At 68.5% G+C, this 14,728-nt stretch carries 15 protein-coding genes and 2 pseudogenes; 10 read left to right on the top strand and 7 right to left on the bottom strand.

Annotated features, from left to right (window positions below):
- Nucleotides 1-291 precede the first annotated feature (291 nt).
- Entirely contained in the window at nt 292-1,122 is an 831-nt protein-coding gene (locus ACGFR9_RS18615; protein ID WP_393209512.1) for an alpha/beta fold hydrolase, read from the top strand.
- A gap of 258 nt (nt 1,123-1,380) precedes the next feature.
- Here the strand turns inward: ACGFR9_RS18615 and ACGFR9_RS18610 are convergent, their stop codons facing one another.
- Nucleotides 1,381-2,481, bottom strand: a complete 1,101-nt coding sequence (locus ACGFR9_RS18610) for a DUF5937 family protein (RefSeq protein ID WP_393209509.1) — start codon at nt 2,479-2,481, stop codon at nt 1,381-1,383.
- A 125-nt stretch (nt 2,482-2,606) separates the two neighbouring features.
- Here ACGFR9_RS18610 and ACGFR9_RS18605 point away from each other — a divergent pair, with 125 nt between their 5' ends.
- Both ACGFR9_RS18605 and ACGFR9_RS18600 read left to right on the top strand, forming a co-directional pair.
- Complete coding sequence (locus tag ACGFR9_RS18605) at nt 2,607-3,077, top strand: aminoacyl-tRNA deacylase (protein ID WP_393209506.1); 471 nt, start codon at nt 2,607-2,609, stop codon at nt 3,075-3,077.
- Nucleotides 3,078-3,174: 97 nt separating this feature from the next.
- A complete protein-coding gene (locus ACGFR9_RS18600; RefSeq protein WP_393209503.1) occupies nt 3,175-3,810 on the top strand; it encodes a LysE family translocator in 636 nt (211 codons plus the stop codon).
- Between the two features lie 339 nt (nt 3,811-4,149).
- Here the strand turns inward: ACGFR9_RS18600 and ACGFR9_RS18595 are convergent, their stop codons facing one another.
- Nucleotides 4,150-4,548 carry a VOC family protein gene (locus ACGFR9_RS18595; RefSeq protein WP_393209500.1) on the bottom strand — a complete coding sequence of 133 codons (399 nt, stop codon included), beginning with the start codon at nt 4,546-4,548 and terminating at the stop codon, nt 4,150-4,152.
- A 93-nt stretch (nt 4,549-4,641) separates the two neighbouring features.
- Between ACGFR9_RS18595 and ACGFR9_RS18590 the strand changes: the two genes are divergently transcribed.
- On the top strand, nt 4,642-5,631 hold the full coding sequence (locus tag ACGFR9_RS18590) for a helix-turn-helix transcriptional regulator (protein WP_393209497.1): 990 nt from the start codon (nt 4,642-4,644) through the stop codon (nt 5,629-5,631).
- A gap of 622 nt (nt 5,632-6,253) precedes the next feature.
- Here ACGFR9_RS18590 and ACGFR9_RS18585 read toward each other — a convergent pair.
- Together ACGFR9_RS18585 and ACGFR9_RS18580 are read right to left on the bottom strand one after the other, a co-directional pair.
- A complete protein-coding gene (locus ACGFR9_RS18585) occupies nt 6,254-6,688 on the bottom strand; it encodes a hypothetical protein (RefSeq protein WP_393209494.1) in 435 nt (144 codons plus the stop codon).
- A 206-nt stretch (nt 6,689-6,894) separates the two neighbouring features.
- On the bottom strand, nt 6,895-7,836 hold the full coding sequence (locus tag ACGFR9_RS18580; protein WP_393209491.1) for an NADP-dependent oxidoreductase: 942 nt from the start codon (nt 7,834-7,836) through the stop codon (nt 6,895-6,897).
- Between the two features lie 311 nt (nt 7,837-8,147).
- On the opposite strand from ACGFR9_RS18580, the gene ACGFR9_RS18575 reads away from it, so the two are divergent.
- The 3 genes and pseudogenes from ACGFR9_RS18575 to ACGFR9_RS18565 all read left to right on the top strand — a co-directional run.
- Nucleotides 8,148-9,086: an NAD-dependent epimerase/dehydratase family protein gene (locus ACGFR9_RS18575; protein WP_393209488.1), complete on the top strand. Its 939-nt coding sequence runs from the start codon at nt 8,148-8,150 to the stop codon at nt 9,084-9,086.
- A gap of 146 nt (nt 9,087-9,232) precedes the next feature.
- Nucleotides 9,233-9,451: pseudogene (locus tag ACGFR9_RS18570) on the top strand (IS5/IS1182 family transposase); the annotation flags it as partial.
- Nucleotides 9,440-9,553, top strand: a pseudogene (locus ACGFR9_RS18565) (transposase); the annotation flags it as partial. The pseudogenes ACGFR9_RS18570 and ACGFR9_RS18565, both read left to right, overlap by 12 nt.
- A 207-nt stretch (nt 9,554-9,760) precedes the next feature.
- Here ACGFR9_RS18565 and ACGFR9_RS18560 read toward each other — a convergent pair.
- Entirely contained in the window at nt 9,761-9,910 is a 150-nt protein-coding gene (locus tag ACGFR9_RS18560) for a hypothetical protein (RefSeq protein ID WP_393209598.1), read from the bottom strand.
- Between the two features lie 75 nt (nt 9,911-9,985).
- On the opposite strand from ACGFR9_RS18560, the gene ACGFR9_RS18555 reads away from it, so the two are divergent.
- Both ACGFR9_RS18555 and ACGFR9_RS18550 read left to right on the top strand, forming a co-directional pair.
- Entirely contained in the window at nt 9,986-10,366 is a 381-nt protein-coding gene (locus tag ACGFR9_RS18555) for a VOC family protein (RefSeq protein WP_393209485.1), read from the top strand.
- Nucleotides 10,363-10,488 carry a hypothetical protein gene (locus ACGFR9_RS18550; RefSeq protein ID WP_393209482.1) on the top strand — a complete coding sequence of 42 codons (126 nt, stop codon included), beginning with the start codon at nt 10,363-10,365 and terminating at the stop codon, nt 10,486-10,488. Before ACGFR9_RS18555 ends, ACGFR9_RS18550 begins: the two co-directional genes overlap by 4 nt.
- Nucleotides 10,489-10,786: 298 nt before the next feature.
- Here ACGFR9_RS18550 and ACGFR9_RS18545 read toward each other — a convergent pair whose 3' ends face one another.
- Entirely contained in the window at nt 10,787-11,695 is a 909-nt protein-coding gene (locus ACGFR9_RS18545) for a LysR family transcriptional regulator (protein WP_393209479.1), read from the bottom strand.
- A gap of 528 nt (nt 11,696-12,223) precedes the next feature.
- Here ACGFR9_RS18545 and ACGFR9_RS18540 point away from each other — a divergent pair.
- On the top strand, nt 12,224-12,598 hold the full coding sequence (locus ACGFR9_RS18540; protein WP_393209476.1) for a hypothetical protein: 375 nt from the start codon (nt 12,224-12,226) through the stop codon (nt 12,596-12,598).
- A 358-nt stretch (nt 12,599-12,956) separates the two neighbouring features.
- Here the strand turns inward: ACGFR9_RS18540 and ACGFR9_RS18535 are convergent, their stop codons facing one another.
- Nucleotides 12,957-14,036, bottom strand: a complete 1,080-nt coding sequence (locus ACGFR9_RS18535) for a hypothetical protein (RefSeq protein WP_393209473.1) — start codon at nt 14,034-14,036, stop codon at nt 12,957-12,959.
- Between the last annotated feature and the right edge of the window lie 692 nt (nt 14,037-14,728).

Genomic DNA, 14,728 nt, shown 5'->3' with positions numbered 1-14,728 from the left:
CACCGGGCCCCCCGGCCTTGTGTGCCCCCGGCCCCCACACCCACCCTGGGCATGCGCGGCGCCACCATGTTATAACCCCCCCCGGTACATGGGGGGCCGCCGCGTCGCGGCGCCCCGCGATGTCTCGCCGACGCATGTCGGCATGGACATCTCTCGTTCCGGCGGACCAAGCCGTTGTTCGCTCCACCCACCCGCAGTTCCACCCTGCGGGCCACGTCACGCCCTTGCCCCGTCAACACTGTCCGGATTCATACACCGGATCCATGCAAGCGAAAGCGAGGTCGCCTTCCCATGGCTCTAGACCTGTCCGAGCGGCTCCTGTCCGTCAACGGAATCGATCTGCACGTCACCGAGGTCGGCTCGGGCGAGCCGTTGCTGATGCTCCACGGCCTCGCCGTGGACGCGACCGCACAAGCGCACGAGATCGAGACACTGGCCGACTCCTACCGTGTCATCGCGCCCGACCTGCGCGGCCACGGGCGCAGCACCCGGCCCACTACTTTCACGCTGCGTGACCACGTTGACGACATGATCGCGCTGCTGGACATGCTGGGGATCGCACGGACGGCAGTGCTGGGCGGGTCGATGGGCAGCTACGTGGCGCAGGCGCTTGCTCTCACCGTGCCGCAGCGCGTCCAGAAAATGATCCTCGTGGTGGCCACGTCCCATGGCCTCACGTCCTCCTCGGCCCGCGTACGTGCCGAACACGCCTCCGAGTTGCGGGATCTCTCGCCTGAGGAGCAGCAGCAGTGGCTCAATGCTCGTCTGTTCGCCCCGGAGACACCGGAATCCGTCCGTCAGCAGGTGCGCGACTGGTACATCTCCCGCTACAGCCTGGGGCTCGGGATGAGCGCCGAGCAGATCGAGGCGGCCAACAAAGCCGTTGTGGGGTTCGACTTCCGCGGCGAACTGCCCGGCCTGGACATCCCGACGCTGTTGATCAGTGGACGGCACGACATCCTGAACCCGCCGGCAGAAGGAGAGCGGATCGCCCGCCTCCTGCCCTCCGCCCGGCTCGAAGTCTTCGAGCACTCAGGTCACTTGCCGTCCTTGGAGGAACCGCAGCACTTCCTCTCCTCCGTCCGAAACTTCCTCGCCGAACAGCCGATCAGCGCGGGATGAGGTGAGCCGCGGCCCCGGTCCCGCGCACTACGGATACGGGCTTCGCCGAAGCCGGCCCGCACTTTCTCCGGATCCGAGTCATCCAGGAAGAAGTACCGCTCCAACTCCGCACGAGACGATCGGGTCCTCGATTCCCGCCTCGGCGAGGACGAGGTCCTGACGGGCGGTGGACTGCTGGTCGGTCGACACCCTCTTGCAGACGAGATCGCCACGCTGTTCCCCGCTTCTGCCGCCGCAGCGGCTTGCGACAGCGTTCGCTCAGTCCTCGGGCCTGGTGGCGAGGGTGATGAGGGCGGTGGCGATCTGGTCGAGGCGGGCAGGGGCGAGGGCGTAGAGAACGTAGTAGCCCTCGCGCTGGGTGGTGGTGAGTCCTGCCTGGGTGAGCTGATGGAGGTGACGGGAGGTGACGGAGGGGGACAGGCCGAGGAGAGAGGCGAGTTCTTGCGTGGTGCGGCTCTGGGCGGCGAGGTGGGTGACGATCCGCAGGCGTGGAGCGGCGGCCAGAGCCCGGAGCGCGGTGAGGGTGTCTTCCTGACTGGCGGGGCGGGCGATCGAGGCGGGCGCGAGGGGCAGCGCGGGATAGGTGATCCGCAGGGGCCAGGGGGCGTCGCAGGTGACACGGACGTGGGGCCAGACGTAGTGGCTGGCGGTGAACGTCACGGGGTGGTCGCGTGTGACGGAGATGTCGTGGTCGTGCGGACGGTCGAGGCGCAGGGTTCGGCGGCCGGGGTGCACCCGGATCTGGGGAGCGAGGGTGCGGAGCATCGGGAACAGGCCGTGGTGGGCGATCCGGGCGCCTGAGCGGGTGATCGACTCGTACAAGGAGGGCTCGATGCGCTCCCACTCCTGGGCGAAGGCGGCGTCCCAGTAGTCCTCCAGCACCGTGAGCGCGTCGTCGAGGGCGGGGAGGGGGTCGGTGAGGATGCCCTCCAGGCGTGCCGCCCGGCTTGGGTCGCTGTTGCGGTACTCGGTGAGTACCGCGTCGCGGATGGCGCGGTCGTCGACGAGGTCGTCGCCGGTGTGGCGGGTGGTGTCGACGAGCGTTCGGGCGAGTTCGGCGGCCAGCAGAGCGGGCGGCAGGCCCCGTACGGCCGCGAGTTGGTCCGCGAAGTCGGCGTCGTGATCACCGGTGCGGCTTTCGAAGAGGGCGGGGATGTAGTCGGCCACGACGAAGTCGTACTCGCGCATGCGCCGACGCAGGGCGGCGGGCAGGCGGCGGCACCGCCTGACCCAGGGGACGTGCAGGGCGTGGTGGCCGGGGTCGGTGAGGACGTGCCAGGAGTGGACGGCTTCGAGCAGGGGGGAGACGGAGAAGGCGATGTCCTCCTCGGCCGTCTCGGCGAAGCGCAGGGTGATCACGATTGCAGGATTTCACAATCAGTTGATCGGAACCGGTCGTCCCGGTCAGGCTCAGGAGTGGATCGCGCGCCGTCCGGCCGCAGGTCGACTCCCCTCCCTTTCGAGCAAAGGCCGCAGGTGACTCCATGAGTACGCCCGAAGCGCCCTGGCAGGCCGTACTGGACTCTGACGGCTGCCCGTACACCGTCCACCAGCATGCCGCCGCGCACAGTGTCGCCGAGCGCCAAGCCCTGCCTTTCCCCTGGTCGCAGGCGGTGAAAACGCTCGCCTTCGCCACGTCGGACGTCCCGCTGTTGCTCGTGGTGCTGCTGGCGGAGGATCGGGTGGACTTCGCCCGTCTGGCGGCTCTTTCGGGCACCAGTCGTTCCCGGCTGCGTGCGGCGGACGCCGGCCTGCTCGCCGCGGAGGGCCTGGTGCCCGGTGGTGTGCCTCCGGTCAGCCACCGGCCCGGGGTGCCGTGTCTGATCGATGCCGCGGTCGCCAACCCGGGCCGGCCCGTCTACTGCGGTGCCGGATCGGCCGACCGCACCCTCCAGATCAACTCCGCCGACCTGGCCCGCCTCCCCCGCGCCCAGGTGGGCGCCCTCTCTCGGTAGCCGTCCGACCTGCGCGCCGGGCCCACCCCTCGTCACTGCTCACACCACCGCACCGCCCTTCGCCGGTTGCGCACCACAGATCAGGAAGTCCCAGCTCATGGTGAAGACGGAAAGCCTTCTCGCGTTCGCCGCGATGTCCCTCGTCATGATCGCGCTCCCCGGCCCGAGCGTCCTGTTCGTCGTCGGCCGCGCCCTCGCGCACGGCCGCCGCACCGCGCTCGCCACCGTCCTGGGAAACCTCCTGGGCTGCTACGCCCTCATCCTCGCCGTCGCACTCGGCGTCGGCGCCGTGGTCCAGAGCTCGACCACCGTGTTCACCGCCCTGAAGCTGGCCGGCGCCGTGTACCTCGTCTACCTCGGCGTCCAGGCGTACCGCCACCGTGGCCGGCTGCGCGCCGATCTGACGGCCGGGGAGGGCGAACGGCGCGGTGATCTGCGCACCGTCCTGGACGGCCTGCTGGTGGGCGCCACGAACCCCAAGGGCCTGGTCTTCTTCGCCGCGGTCCTGCCACAGTTCGTGGACCACGACGCGGGGAACATCCCGTTGCAGATGATGGTCCTTGGTCTGATCCCGGCCGGGATCGGCCTGGTCTGCGACACCGCCTGGGGCCTGGGTGCCTCGGCGGCCCGAACCTGGTTCGCCGGCTCCGACCGGCGCCTGTCGATGATCGGCGGCGCGGGCGGCATCGCACTGATCGGCCTCGGGCTCGCCGTCGCCACCACCCGCCACTGACCCCGCTGCAACGTCCGCCCCGCGCGTCCGGCGGTGCGAGCGCCCCGGCTCCGCCCGCAGCCGCCTGCTGTCGGTCTCCAGTGCCGTCGTCTTCGTCCAACTCCGGCGCGTCCGGGTCGCGCAGCGGGCCAAGGGCGCCGGCTGCCGGGGTCGAGGGGGGCTGTAGCGGCGGTGCGGTAGTTGCGGTACTCGCCCGTAAGCGGTGCAGTCCCGCATCCGGGTTATCACGTCATCGGTGTGCGGATGTCATCCGCTGGTGGCGCTCCTGGACTCGGTGGCATCGTTCACGGGGAGCCCCGGGGTTCGCCGGGGCTCCCCCATGAACGGCGGTACGTGCCGTCAGCGTGCGAACTTCGCGATGGCCGCCGGGGTGACGGGGGTGAAGAAGTTGACGAGGTTCCCGTCGGGGTCACGCAGCAGCAGCGACCGGTTGCCCCAGGGCATCGTGGTGGGCTTGCAGACGAAGTCGGTGACGAAGCCGGTCAGATTCTGGTGAACGCGGTCCACGTCGTCGACGAGGAACTCGGTGATGACGCTGTGGTTGTCCGCCGGGCGGGCGGAGCCCGGGGCGAACAGCGGGACTGTGCGGGTGCCGGCGATCGCGAGGGTGGCGCCCGCGGTCCTGAGTTCGGCGAAGTCCTCGGTGGCCCACGTAGCCCGCGTCCCTGTGGCTCGCTCGTAGAACTCGACGAGACGCGCTACGTCGTTGGTGATGATGCGGATCGAGACGAAGTCCATGGCAATCTCCTTGGCTGTGCTGGGGGCGTGCACGTCGCAGGCTAGGAGAAATAGGGGACAGAATCGGTCCTGTATTGGCGTTAGGCTGCGTACATGCCTCGACCCACCGGCCGCGTACTGACGCTCCTGGAGCTGCTGCAGTCGGGCGGCACCCGGACGGTCGCCGAACTCGCCGGCCGGCTCGGCGTCGAAGGGCGCACCGTGCGCCGGTATGTGGCCCAGCTGATCGACCTCGACGTACCCGTCGAATCGGTCCGCGGCCGCTACGGCGGCTACCGGCTCACCCCCGGGTACCGCTTGCCTCCGCTCATGCTCAGCGACGACGAGGCGCTGGCCGTGCTGCTCGGTCTGGTCGCCGGCCGCCGGGCAGGGCTGACGACGACGCAACGCACGGCGAACGAGACGGCGTCAGCGAAGATCCGGCGGGTACTGCCCAAGCACATCGCCCGCCGGCTCGACACACTCCTGGAAGCTCTCGCCTTCACGGATCGGCCCGGCGCGTTGGACTACCCGGACGCCGGGCTCCTGCTCACCATCGCCGATGGGGTGCGCCACCACCGACCGGTCTCGATCCGCTACGCCGACCGCGACGGACGGCGCAGCGAACGCACACTGCACGCGTACGGGATCGTCGCCCATGAGGGCCGGTGGTACGTCACGGGCAAGGACGCCCGGATCGGCGAGGACCGGACCTTCCGGCTCGACCGCATCACCGATGCCCGGACCCTGCCCGGCTCATTCGAAGCGCCCGCGGGGCCCGGTCCGGCGCAGCGCATGTTGTCAGGGTTCGCCACGGCGGCGTACCGGCATCAGGTGACGTTGCGGATCCACGGAACAGTCGAGCAGATCCGCGCCCGCCTTCCGGCCAGCGTCGCGAGCCTGGAAGACGACGAGCCCGCGGCGGACGAGAACCAGGCGGCCGAACGCTGGCTGCGCGTCGAACTGCGGGCCGAACAACTCGACTGGCTGCCCGCCGTACTCGCCTCATTCGACCGGCCGTTCGTCATCGAACGCCCCGACGAACTCCGCAAGCTCGTCACCGCGCTGGCCGAGCGCCTCACCTCGTACGCCCACCGATCCTGACGGTGAGGAGCCAGAGCCATGAGCCGGCACACCCAATGCCGCGACCGCATGAGGTCACCGGGGCGTGTGTTGTGCTAGGAGCGGTCCGGCCGAACACGTGACCGCCCCGTGCCTGGGTCGTTGTGGCGGGATAATCTGACGGATGCCGAGTGGGAACGGCTGCGGCCGTTCAGGTCCGGGCCGCGGCCGAGGCGGCGGGTGAGAACGACTGGGACATGTCGGCCGACTCCACCATCGTCCGCGCGCGCCGGCATGCGGCTGGCGCCCGCACCGAGCCACCGTCGGCACCCGCCTCAAAGGGGTGCCGAAGAGAGGCACCAGGGCGAGACGTCGTGGCAGAGCCTCGTCGCCCGCCTGATGGAGGTGAGGGCCTGGGGCCGTTCGCGGGGCGGGCCGCCCGCTGTCCCTGGTCGTCACCGCAGGACAGCGGACGGGCTGCACCCAGTTCCGGACGGTGCTGGAGAAGATCCGCGTCCCGAGTTCCGGCGCGGGAAGGCCACGCGTGAAGCCGGACAGCCTCGCGACCGACAAGGCATACAGCGACGGTCCTGTCGCGAGTACCTGCGGCGCCGGGGCATCCGGCACAGCGGCGTCCGACGCGATCTGGCTTCGAGCATGTCCCCTATGCGACCCAGCAGTAGACACCTTGACTTTGACGTCGGGCGCTGCCGACGAGAGCAGCCAGATCACCCAAGATCACTTCGGCGATCTCCGTGTCGATGACCTCGCCGTCCTCCGCGCGCTGCAACGACCAAGCGGCAGCGGCGTCCTTCAACTCGGACCGCTCAGCCTCAGCGAGTGCGGCGGACAGCCGAGGCGAGATCGTGAACACGACGCACCCGTCATCGCCCCGGCCGGCGACGATACGAGGTTCGCCGGCGTCGACGAGTTCCTCGAAGCTGCCGCCGGCGAGAAGGCACTCCCACTCGACCACCGCCTCTTCGGGATCGAAGTTGCCGAAGGAGAGCGACTCGAATGCGTGTCGCGGCCCGGTCTGAAGAACCAGAGCCGCTGACGCGTCATCCGGGGCCGCGAAGAATTCGACGATGACGCTCACCCGGGCATCATGCCGGACCGCCCACAACCGTGATCGGCCGGACACCCCCCCGGTCGGAGGTGACGGCAGCTCCGACCAGCAGGAAGACGCGGTGACACCACCGGTCAGGGTGCGGAGACCGACTGAGCATGACGGCCTCAAGCTTCAGCAGATCGTGCGGCGGAGCAGCACGCGCCCGGCGCGGTTTCGGCAGCCCAGCATGGGGCTCACTGGACGCGGAGGATGATCTTTCCGCGGGTCCGTCCGGTCTCGCTCAGCCGGTGGGCCTCAGCGACGTCGTCGAGGTTCAGCGTCCTGGTCACCAGGGGACGCACCGTGCCCTCGTCGACCAGGCGAGCGATCTCGGCGAGGCGAGGGCCGTTGGAGTCCAGGACGAACGTGGACACCGTGATACCCAGTTCGTCGGCCTTGGCCGCGTCCGGCGCACCCGCGATGGTGATCAGGGAGCCGCCGGGCACCACGGCACCGTACGACCTCTCAAGAGTGTCGCCGCCCACGGTGTCCAGCACGACGTCCGCGAAACGCCCCCGCGTGGCGAAGTCCTCCTGCTTGTGGTCGATGACCTCGTCAGCGCCCAGCGACTTGGCGATCTCGATCCCGTCGCCCGAGGCGGTGGCGACCACACGGGCACCGAAGTGCTTGGCCAACTGGACCGCTGCCGAGCCCACGCCACCCGCCCCCGCTTGGATCAGCACGGTCTGTCCCGCACCGAGGTGACCGAAGTCGAACAGGGCCTTCCAGGCGGTCAGTGTGACCAGGGGCAGGCCCGCCGCGTGCTCCAGCGGAATGCTCCGCGGGGCCTTCGCGATCTCGTCGGCGTCCACCGCGAGATACTGCGCGTACGAGCCGTCACGCGTCAGCGCCGGCCGTCCGTAGACGAGGTCACCCACCGCCAGAGACGTCCGCGCCGTCCCCAGGTCGACGACCGTCCCCGCGAAGTCCCAGCCCGGCGTCAGCGGAAAGGAGTGCTCCTCCAGAACGAACGCACCCGAACGCACCAGCCAGTCGACCGGGTTGACCGCGGCAGCGTGCACACGGACGAGAACATCGTTGCCCTCCAGCGTGGGCAGCGCCACCGACTCCGACTGGAGTACCGACCGGTCACCGTACTCGTGGATCCGTACGGCGTTCATCAGCTTCTCTTGCATCTCTTCCCCACATAGTGAACGTGCCGTGCTTCGGAAGAGACCGTAAAGCCCTCACGCAGGCGTGAGGGTCAAACCACCCGCCCGAACCATGCCCAGCACACGGCAGAACCCTCCCCCAGGGCGGCCAGCGCACCACGAACCCGGCACCGCACCACTTGGCGCGACGGGTACTGCGAACGCATCGACCAGGCCCTCTGCGCGGCCATGAAGGCATACGTCCACGGTGCGTCCACCCGCTCGGCCTTCGAACGGTCGGGGCCGGCCAGCGAATCGGATGACTCATCCGTTTAGTGCTAGGGTGAAGCAACCGGATGATCCATCCGTTTCACTGGCTGTTCGGGTCTGGAGAGAACATGCACATCCTCATCACCGGGGGCACCGGCTACTTGGGCTCGGTGCTCGTCGAGCACTTCCTCGCGGCGGGCCACGAAGTAGTGGCGCTGACCCGGTCCCCCGAGTCAGCAGCGAAAGCGACCCGGGCGGGCGCGCGCCCTCTGCTCGGCAGTCTGACCGACACCGCGCTCCTGGAAAGGGCTGCCGCGCAAGCCGATGCCGTGGTGCACACCGCAGCCGACTATGCCGACGGCGATGATGCGGTCACGGCGGAAGCCGCTGCTGTGGCGGCGCTGACCCGGGGGGCGGCGAAGGCGGGTACTGGCAAACCGTTCATCTACACCAGCACGAACCTGGTCTACGGGCTCGACCCCGCCCATTCCCGTGAGGAAGACGCAGAACTGCCGGAGCCGGGTCTGCTGCCGTCCAAACTTGTCGGCGAGCGCTTGGTGCGCGAGGCGGCGGGTCTGAACGGGATCATCATCCGCGCGACTCTGGTCTACGGTCGGGGCGGCACCATGCTGCTGACCAGTCTGATCGGCGCCGCGACCCGGTCGGGCGCTGCCACCTACATCGGCTCGGGCGACAACGAGTGGTCTTCGGTGCACGCGGACGATCTCGCCCGCCTGTACCTGAGGGCCCTGGAGCATCCGGTGGCGGGCATCTACAACGCGGCCGGACCGCAGCGGTTCACCTTCCGCGAACTTGCCGAGGCGATCGCGGATCTGACCGGTACCACCGCGACCTCGATCACCACCGAACAGGCGGAGAGCGCCATGGGGCCGCTGGCCGCGCTGGTGCAGTCCTCGGCTCGCACGCCTTCTCGGAAGGCGCGAGAGACGTTCGGGTGGAGCACGAGCGGTCCCGCCCTGCTGGACGACGTGCGGTCCGGCTCCTACCAGGTTGTGAACCCGTGAGCGCCAGCCTGGCCGGCTACCCCTCTGTCGGTCTGCCGCAAGTAGCAGGGGTGAGGAAGCGTCAGGCGGGGGTGTTCACGGCGTCGCAGCCGTCCGGTCGATACCGTTCAGCGGGTTGAGCCCGCGTCAGTTCGGCAATCCGATCGTCAAAGTCCGCGGCGGACGGCATCATCAACCGCGTCTTGCGTCGCTCGCCCTCCAGCGACGCAAGAGCTTCCGCCGGGACACCCGTGATGATCGCCGACGGCGCCCTGATCCCCACTCGCGACCACAGCATCGCGGAACAGTCGAAGAACTGCCGGTAGACCACCAACCACCAGGTCGTCATTGACGCGGACACCCGACTGGTCGTCGTGTTCGGCCGCCTCGACGGCATATGGTTCCGCGTCCGTACCGGTATTCCATGGCGGGACGTGCCCGTCGAGTGCGGACCGTGTGGCCGGGGCTACGACGTGTTCCGCCGGTGGCAGCGGGACGGCCCTGGCACCGCATCCCTCACCCCGGCTCCAGGCCCTTTCCGACGCGAGGGGCGCCATCACGTAGGACCTGAGCGTCGACTCCGCGGTGTGCCGCGCCCATCAGCACGCGGCGGGGGCCCGCAAACAGGGCGCCCAACAGAGGGAACCACCGGGCGGCGGGTTCACGATCAAGCTGCATCTGGCTGTCGAGCAAGGTCAGCAGCCCATGTCGATCGTGGTCATGTCCGCCAGCGCGGCGACTCGCCACAGTTCGAGCCCGCCCTGGAGAAGGTCCGCGCGGACAAGGCGTACGCCTCCCGCGAGAAACGTGCATACCTGCGCCGTCGCCCATCGGTACCTCACCATCACACGGGAAGGACTCCGCCCGCCTCCATGAAGACCGCGTTTCCGCCTCAGCCTGCCGAACAGTGAGGAACCGCCGTGCACAGAAGCCGCGTCTACGCCGTTCTGATCGACACACCCGGAGCCGAAGCTGCCGAGGCAGCGACCTTCTGGTCGGCGGCTCTCGGTGCCACTGCCCGGCCCTTTCCGCCGGCACCGCAGTTCACCACGCTGCATCAAGCCCTACCTGGTCTGATCATGGCGGTTCAAGCGGTCGACGACCCACCTCGTATCCACCTGGACATCGAGACCGACGACATCGAGGCGGAGACCGCGCGCCTGATCGCTCTGGGCGCCGAGCAGGTGTCACAGTGGCAGGAATGCCGCGTACTGCGCGTGCCCGGCGGACATGTGACGTGCGTACTGCCGGTGGAGAGCGACCCGGATGCCTTCCGGGCGCAGGCAAACGTCTGGCCGTGACGAATCCCCCCGTCCTCACCCGTCGACTCCACCCCGGCGTGCACCACGACACCGAACAGCGCGGCGCAGCAGCCGACCTCCGCACCGACGTCGCGATGCCCCTTCTGGCCGTCGTTCGCTGACCAGATCGTCGACGCCCTCACCCGCCTCACCGCGAAGTGGGCGTCACTTCCTGGGCGGTGGCCGGGCACGGGCGCCGGATCGCGCTCACCGCGCCGGTTCCGGGCCGACGGCGGCCAGGCCAAAGCCGCCGTGCACCGCGCGTCTTCCCGCGGTGGCCGCCGTCGGGGGGTACGGCACTGTCCTGCCGGGGGAAAGCGATCGCCGACACGGAGGCAGTGCCGTTCTCCGCAACGGCCGCGGCGGCAAAGCCCCTACCTCGCGCCCGCTCCCCCAGCGAAGGACGGCTCGCTGGATGCATCACTGAGATCCTGGCCTCGTGGCTTCTTGCGCGGCTTGTCGGATGGCCTTGATGGTGGCTTCAGAGCGTCTGTGCCGCATCCAGGCGAGGGCGGATGTGGAGGGGATGAGATCGACCACGTCGACGTATCGGATTCCCGGGCGTGGAAAGTACTCACGGGCGGCTCTCGGCAGGAAGCACATCGCTTCTCCGGCGGCCACCGTGTGCAGCAGCGATTCCATGTCGGTGACGACCCGACCGTACTGAACACGGCTGCCATCGGGGCGGGGGTCGACCGCCCAGAAGTCCCACCACAGCCGCGGAACCTTCTCAGGCATGTCGACCACCGGCGTACCGGCAAGCTGAGCCAGGGTGAGCCGGGGCAGGGTGGCCAGGGGGTGACTGGCGGGGAGACAGGCCACGCGCGGCTCGGTGGCCAAGTGATGCAGCTCGATGTCGTCCGTCACCGGAGGACGGAGGAAGACCACGTCGGCCTCTTGCTGTGCCAACGCGGCCAGGTGATCGCCGAAGCCGAGGTTGACGAGTTGCACAGTCATCCTCGGGTGGCGTTCTCGCAGCAGGCCGAGTACGGCACGGGTGTGCGCCATGGAAGCCTCGGCTCCCATGGTGCCCACGACAAGTCGTGCGGAATCTTGGCGCATCTGTGCGTCGGCCACGCGACGCAGCCGGTCGACAGCCGCGACCGCCGCCTGGGCTTCAGGAAGCAAGGCATGTCCTGCCTCGGTCAGACTGATCGTCCGGCCCAAGCGCTCCACCACACGTACCCCCAAGCGCTTCTCCAGCTCTCTGATCTGCTGACTCAGCGCTGGTTGCGTGATGAACGCACGCGCGGCCGCCCGTCCGAAGTGGAGTTCCTCGCTCAGCGTGACATAGAGCCGGAGCTGATGAATGCTCGGCTCCTTCGACATGGACGCCTCCACGAAGAAGACTCCCTCCACCGTTCAACCTGCAGCCATAACAGACACGTTATCAATCGTCAGACATCATGCATGCCTCGTTTGCTGACATGCCTGCGCTGACCATGTGACAGTGAACGCGGCCGGCACTTGATCAGCCTGAGGCAACAGGAATCAGCCGCCCTGGCATCACGTCAGAGGCGGTTGCCCGAAGCCACCGGTTGCCTCAGCCGGCGGCCGGCGCGGGTCGCCGGGCGTCAGTGCCGGCGTAGCGCAGGGCGCACATCAGCGGCGGCAGGGCCCGCCCGGCCAGGGCAGCTCGGAAGCTGCCCTGGGCGTGCCGGTAGGCGTCTGTTCACAGGTGCCTCCTCCGCCCGGCGACACCGCACAGAATGCAACCTCAGGAGGACGAAGGACATGACCTCGAAGCGGAAGAGGGAAACCAGCCGCACCGGCCGCCGGGGGCGGCATGCGCTGCTCGGCGCCGCCTTTGCGCTCGGCCTTGCAGCGATCACACCGCTCCAGGCCCAGGCAGCCCCCATGGAGAGTGTCTCCTACGGCAACCTCCCCAACGAGGGCCTCTACCCCGAGCAGACCTCCTGCTCGGGAAGCTACTACCAGCCCAACGTGCCCGGCGGGGCGACGAAGACGGCAGTCTATGCCGGGCACACCATCACTTTGAGATACTTCTACCATCCCAGTTGCGGCTCGTTCGCCCGTATCGAGAACGCGCCCGAGGGCTGCGCCGCACACAGCAACCGCCCCTCGGACACCGGCACCGCGTGGGTGCTCGAAACAGTCGACCCGGGGATCAACTATGCCTATACCAAGGTGATCAACAACCTCGACGGCCGGCTGAGCAAGGCGGTCCTCTTCTGCGACAACCAGCGTCTGGCGGAGACCGCCTGGTACTAGGTTCCTCCCCGAACAGATCGTGCCCAGAGTGTGAACGCCGCGAGACTGGCCGCTGCTTCGTAGGAAGTGGCGGTCCAGGGCAGCCGTCTGGCTGCTGAGCGCCTTGTCGCGGTGGTCGTCACACGGCCGCTGTTCGAGTGTCGGTGTCCTCGTTCCCCTCCGTCGATCCCAGCACGCAGTAGTTCGGCTTTGGCCATGCCCCCTAGGCATCCGTGACAGCGGCGGTCAGCGGGGCCGTGGTCACGTGGTCGATCTCGCGATTGCAGCCGGCCCCGTCAAGTAGCTCTCCGTCCCGCGGATGGGAAATCAACGAATCCCGCGGCCACACCGCGCAGATCAGAGACCGAGCGAGAAGGGCTCACGCGTTCCACAGCTCGGTGAGCAGCGCCTGCACGAGGGGGTTCGAGCTCGTGGGATGCGCGCAGAGGCGGTCCTTGAACTGCAACGTGATGTTCTTCGCCTCCGAGCGGATCGCCGGGGGGTCGTAACGCGCGTACTTGTAGACCCACATGGTATAGAGCGTCGCGCGAACGAAGCCGCTGCCCGGTTCGAACGTCGCGTCCATGCCGTTGTCGACGGTGGGAGCGCCCGTCCATGCGGCGCAGGTGGCATGGCCGGGGTCACTCGGCTCGTTGTGTCGGCTTTCGTGGTTGAACAGGTAGAGCGAGTGGACGTAGGGGGCGGCCACGGTGGGCGTCTCGGGGTTGTTCCACCACGTGGTGAACGCGCGGTTCAGGTTGATCACTCCGCCGCCGGCCATGTTGAGGGCGGTGTCCAGCGAGACCCGGACCGTGTGCGTGTTCAGCCGCACCTGTTCGTAGGCGGTCGCGGCCGTCCCGTAGGGCAGCGGCTGGGAGAACCGCTGGTGGCGTAGGACATCGAGCTTGGCGATGACGGCGGTGCGCGACGGGTTGGGGGAGGTCTGGTCGAAGAGAAATCCGGGATACGTGTCCCACTGCTGGGAGGGGTCGCCGGAAGTGCCGTCCACCCAGTGGAACGTGAAGTCTCCGAGCACGCGGCCGATCTCCGCCGGCGAGGGTGCCGCCTTGTACAACTCCCCCAGGTCAGCGAAGACGCGTACGGTGACGCTCTGCTTGAGGCGCTCCTTCGAGGCGGTGATCACATGTGTACCGGGTGACAGGGTGACGGTCGGAGAGCCCGTGCCGAGCGCGCCGTCGATGCTCGACTGCCAGGCGATGCCGTCGCTGTTCCAGGACGGTCCGGTCGCGCTCAGGATGTTCGCGTCGAGTGCTGTGGTCTCGCCCTGGACGAAGCGCTCTCCTTCGAGCAGGCTCTTGATGTTCATGGTCCCGCCGAACCACGGAGCCATGCTGATGCCGGCGTGATTGAAGTTGTACCCGAGGCCCATCCGCTTCACGACGCTGCCACTGAGCGCGAGCGTCCACAGGTAGGAGAAACCGTCCTCCTCGTTCGCCACGAAGTAGAAGAGGTTCTCCGACGGCGAGGTGGCACAACCCGCCGAACACGCGCAACCCGGCGCCGAAGAGCTTGGTCACGGTGCTGCTCTTCTTGATGGAGTAGAACCAGGTGAAGTTGTCCTGCGTGATCAGCGCGTAGAAGGTGTCACTCGCCGGCACATAGGTCAGGCCGACGGCCACGCCGAGGGCGATCGTGAACAGTTCGCTGGCCTGGCCGCTCATGGTGATGCGGTAGATCTTGACGGATCCGTCGAACTCGTTGGAGAGCGCGTAGAAGCAGTCGTCCCCGGCGTGGTAGGCGATCCCGCCGGTCATGTTCTGGCCGGTCGGGCCCAGGACCTCCAGCGCTCCTGCCGTGCTGATGCTGCACAGGAGCGGGCCCTCGGGATTGGTCGGAGCCACGGTGTAGTAGAGCCGTGTCTTCGGTTTGTACGTCAGCCCCGCCAACCGGCGCGCCGGGGTGATGGGATGGTCCTTCACCGTGCCCTGGATATCGATGGTGGTCCAGGTGGGATCGGTACCCGGGTGCTGGGAGCCGATCGTGTACAGGTCGATCATGCGAACCGCCGCTTGCCTAGAGGATCGCCGTGCGGGCAAAACTGCCGCGATGCCGGCCATGCTGGCACGGGCGGCGGGGCAGGAGTACGAGGCGCGCACGTCTACTCGGGTGACCCAGGGGGGCACGCGCGGG

This window comes from Streptomyces sp. NPDC048584 (assembly GCF_043199595.1).
GTDB classification, from domain to species: Bacteria; Actinomycetota; Actinomycetes; order Streptomycetales; family Streptomycetaceae; genus Streptomyces; species Streptomyces edwardsiae.
Note: the sequence above shows the minus strand (reverse complement) of the source record. Positions and strands in the feature narration are given on the sequence as shown.

What these genes read in the sequence shown, in the direction of transcription:
- ACGFR9_RS18560 (WP_393209598.1), bottom strand. Translation starts at nt 9,910, where the DNA reads ATGGTGAGGTACCGATGGGCGACGGCGCAGGTATGCACGTTTCTCGCG.
- ACGFR9_RS18545 (WP_393209479.1), bottom strand. Translation starts at nt 11,695, where the DNA reads ATGTCGAAGGAGCCGAGCATTCATCAGCTCCGGCTCTATGTCACGCTG.
- ACGFR9_RS18575 (WP_393209488.1), top strand. Translation starts at nt 8,148, where the DNA reads ATGATCCATCCGTTTCACTGGCTGTTCGGGTCTGGAGAGAACATGCAC.
- ACGFR9_RS18615 (WP_393209512.1), top strand. Translation starts at nt 292, where the DNA reads ATGGCTCTAGACCTGTCCGAGCGGCTCCTGTCCGTCAACGGAATCGAT.
- ACGFR9_RS18540 (WP_393209476.1), top strand. Translation starts at nt 12,224, where the DNA reads ATGGAGAGTGTCTCCTACGGCAACCTCCCCAACGAGGGCCTCTACCCC.
- ACGFR9_RS18605 (WP_393209506.1), top strand. Translation starts at nt 2,607, where the DNA reads ATGAGTACGCCCGAAGCGCCCTGGCAGGCCGTACTGGACTCTGACGGC.
- ACGFR9_RS18600 (WP_393209503.1), top strand. Translation starts at nt 3,175, where the DNA reads ATGGTGAAGACGGAAAGCCTTCTCGCGTTCGCCGCGATGTCCCTCGTC.
- ACGFR9_RS18590 (WP_393209497.1), top strand. Translation starts at nt 4,642, where the DNA reads ATGCCTCGACCCACCGGCCGCGTACTGACGCTCCTGGAGCTGCTGCAG.
- ACGFR9_RS18595 (WP_393209500.1), bottom strand. Translation starts at nt 4,548, where the DNA reads ATGGACTTCGTCTCGATCCGCATCATCACCAACGACGTAGCGCGTCTC.
- ACGFR9_RS18580 (WP_393209491.1), bottom strand. Translation starts at nt 7,836, where the DNA reads ATGCAAGAGAAGCTGATGAACGCCGTACGGATCCACGAGTACGGTGAC.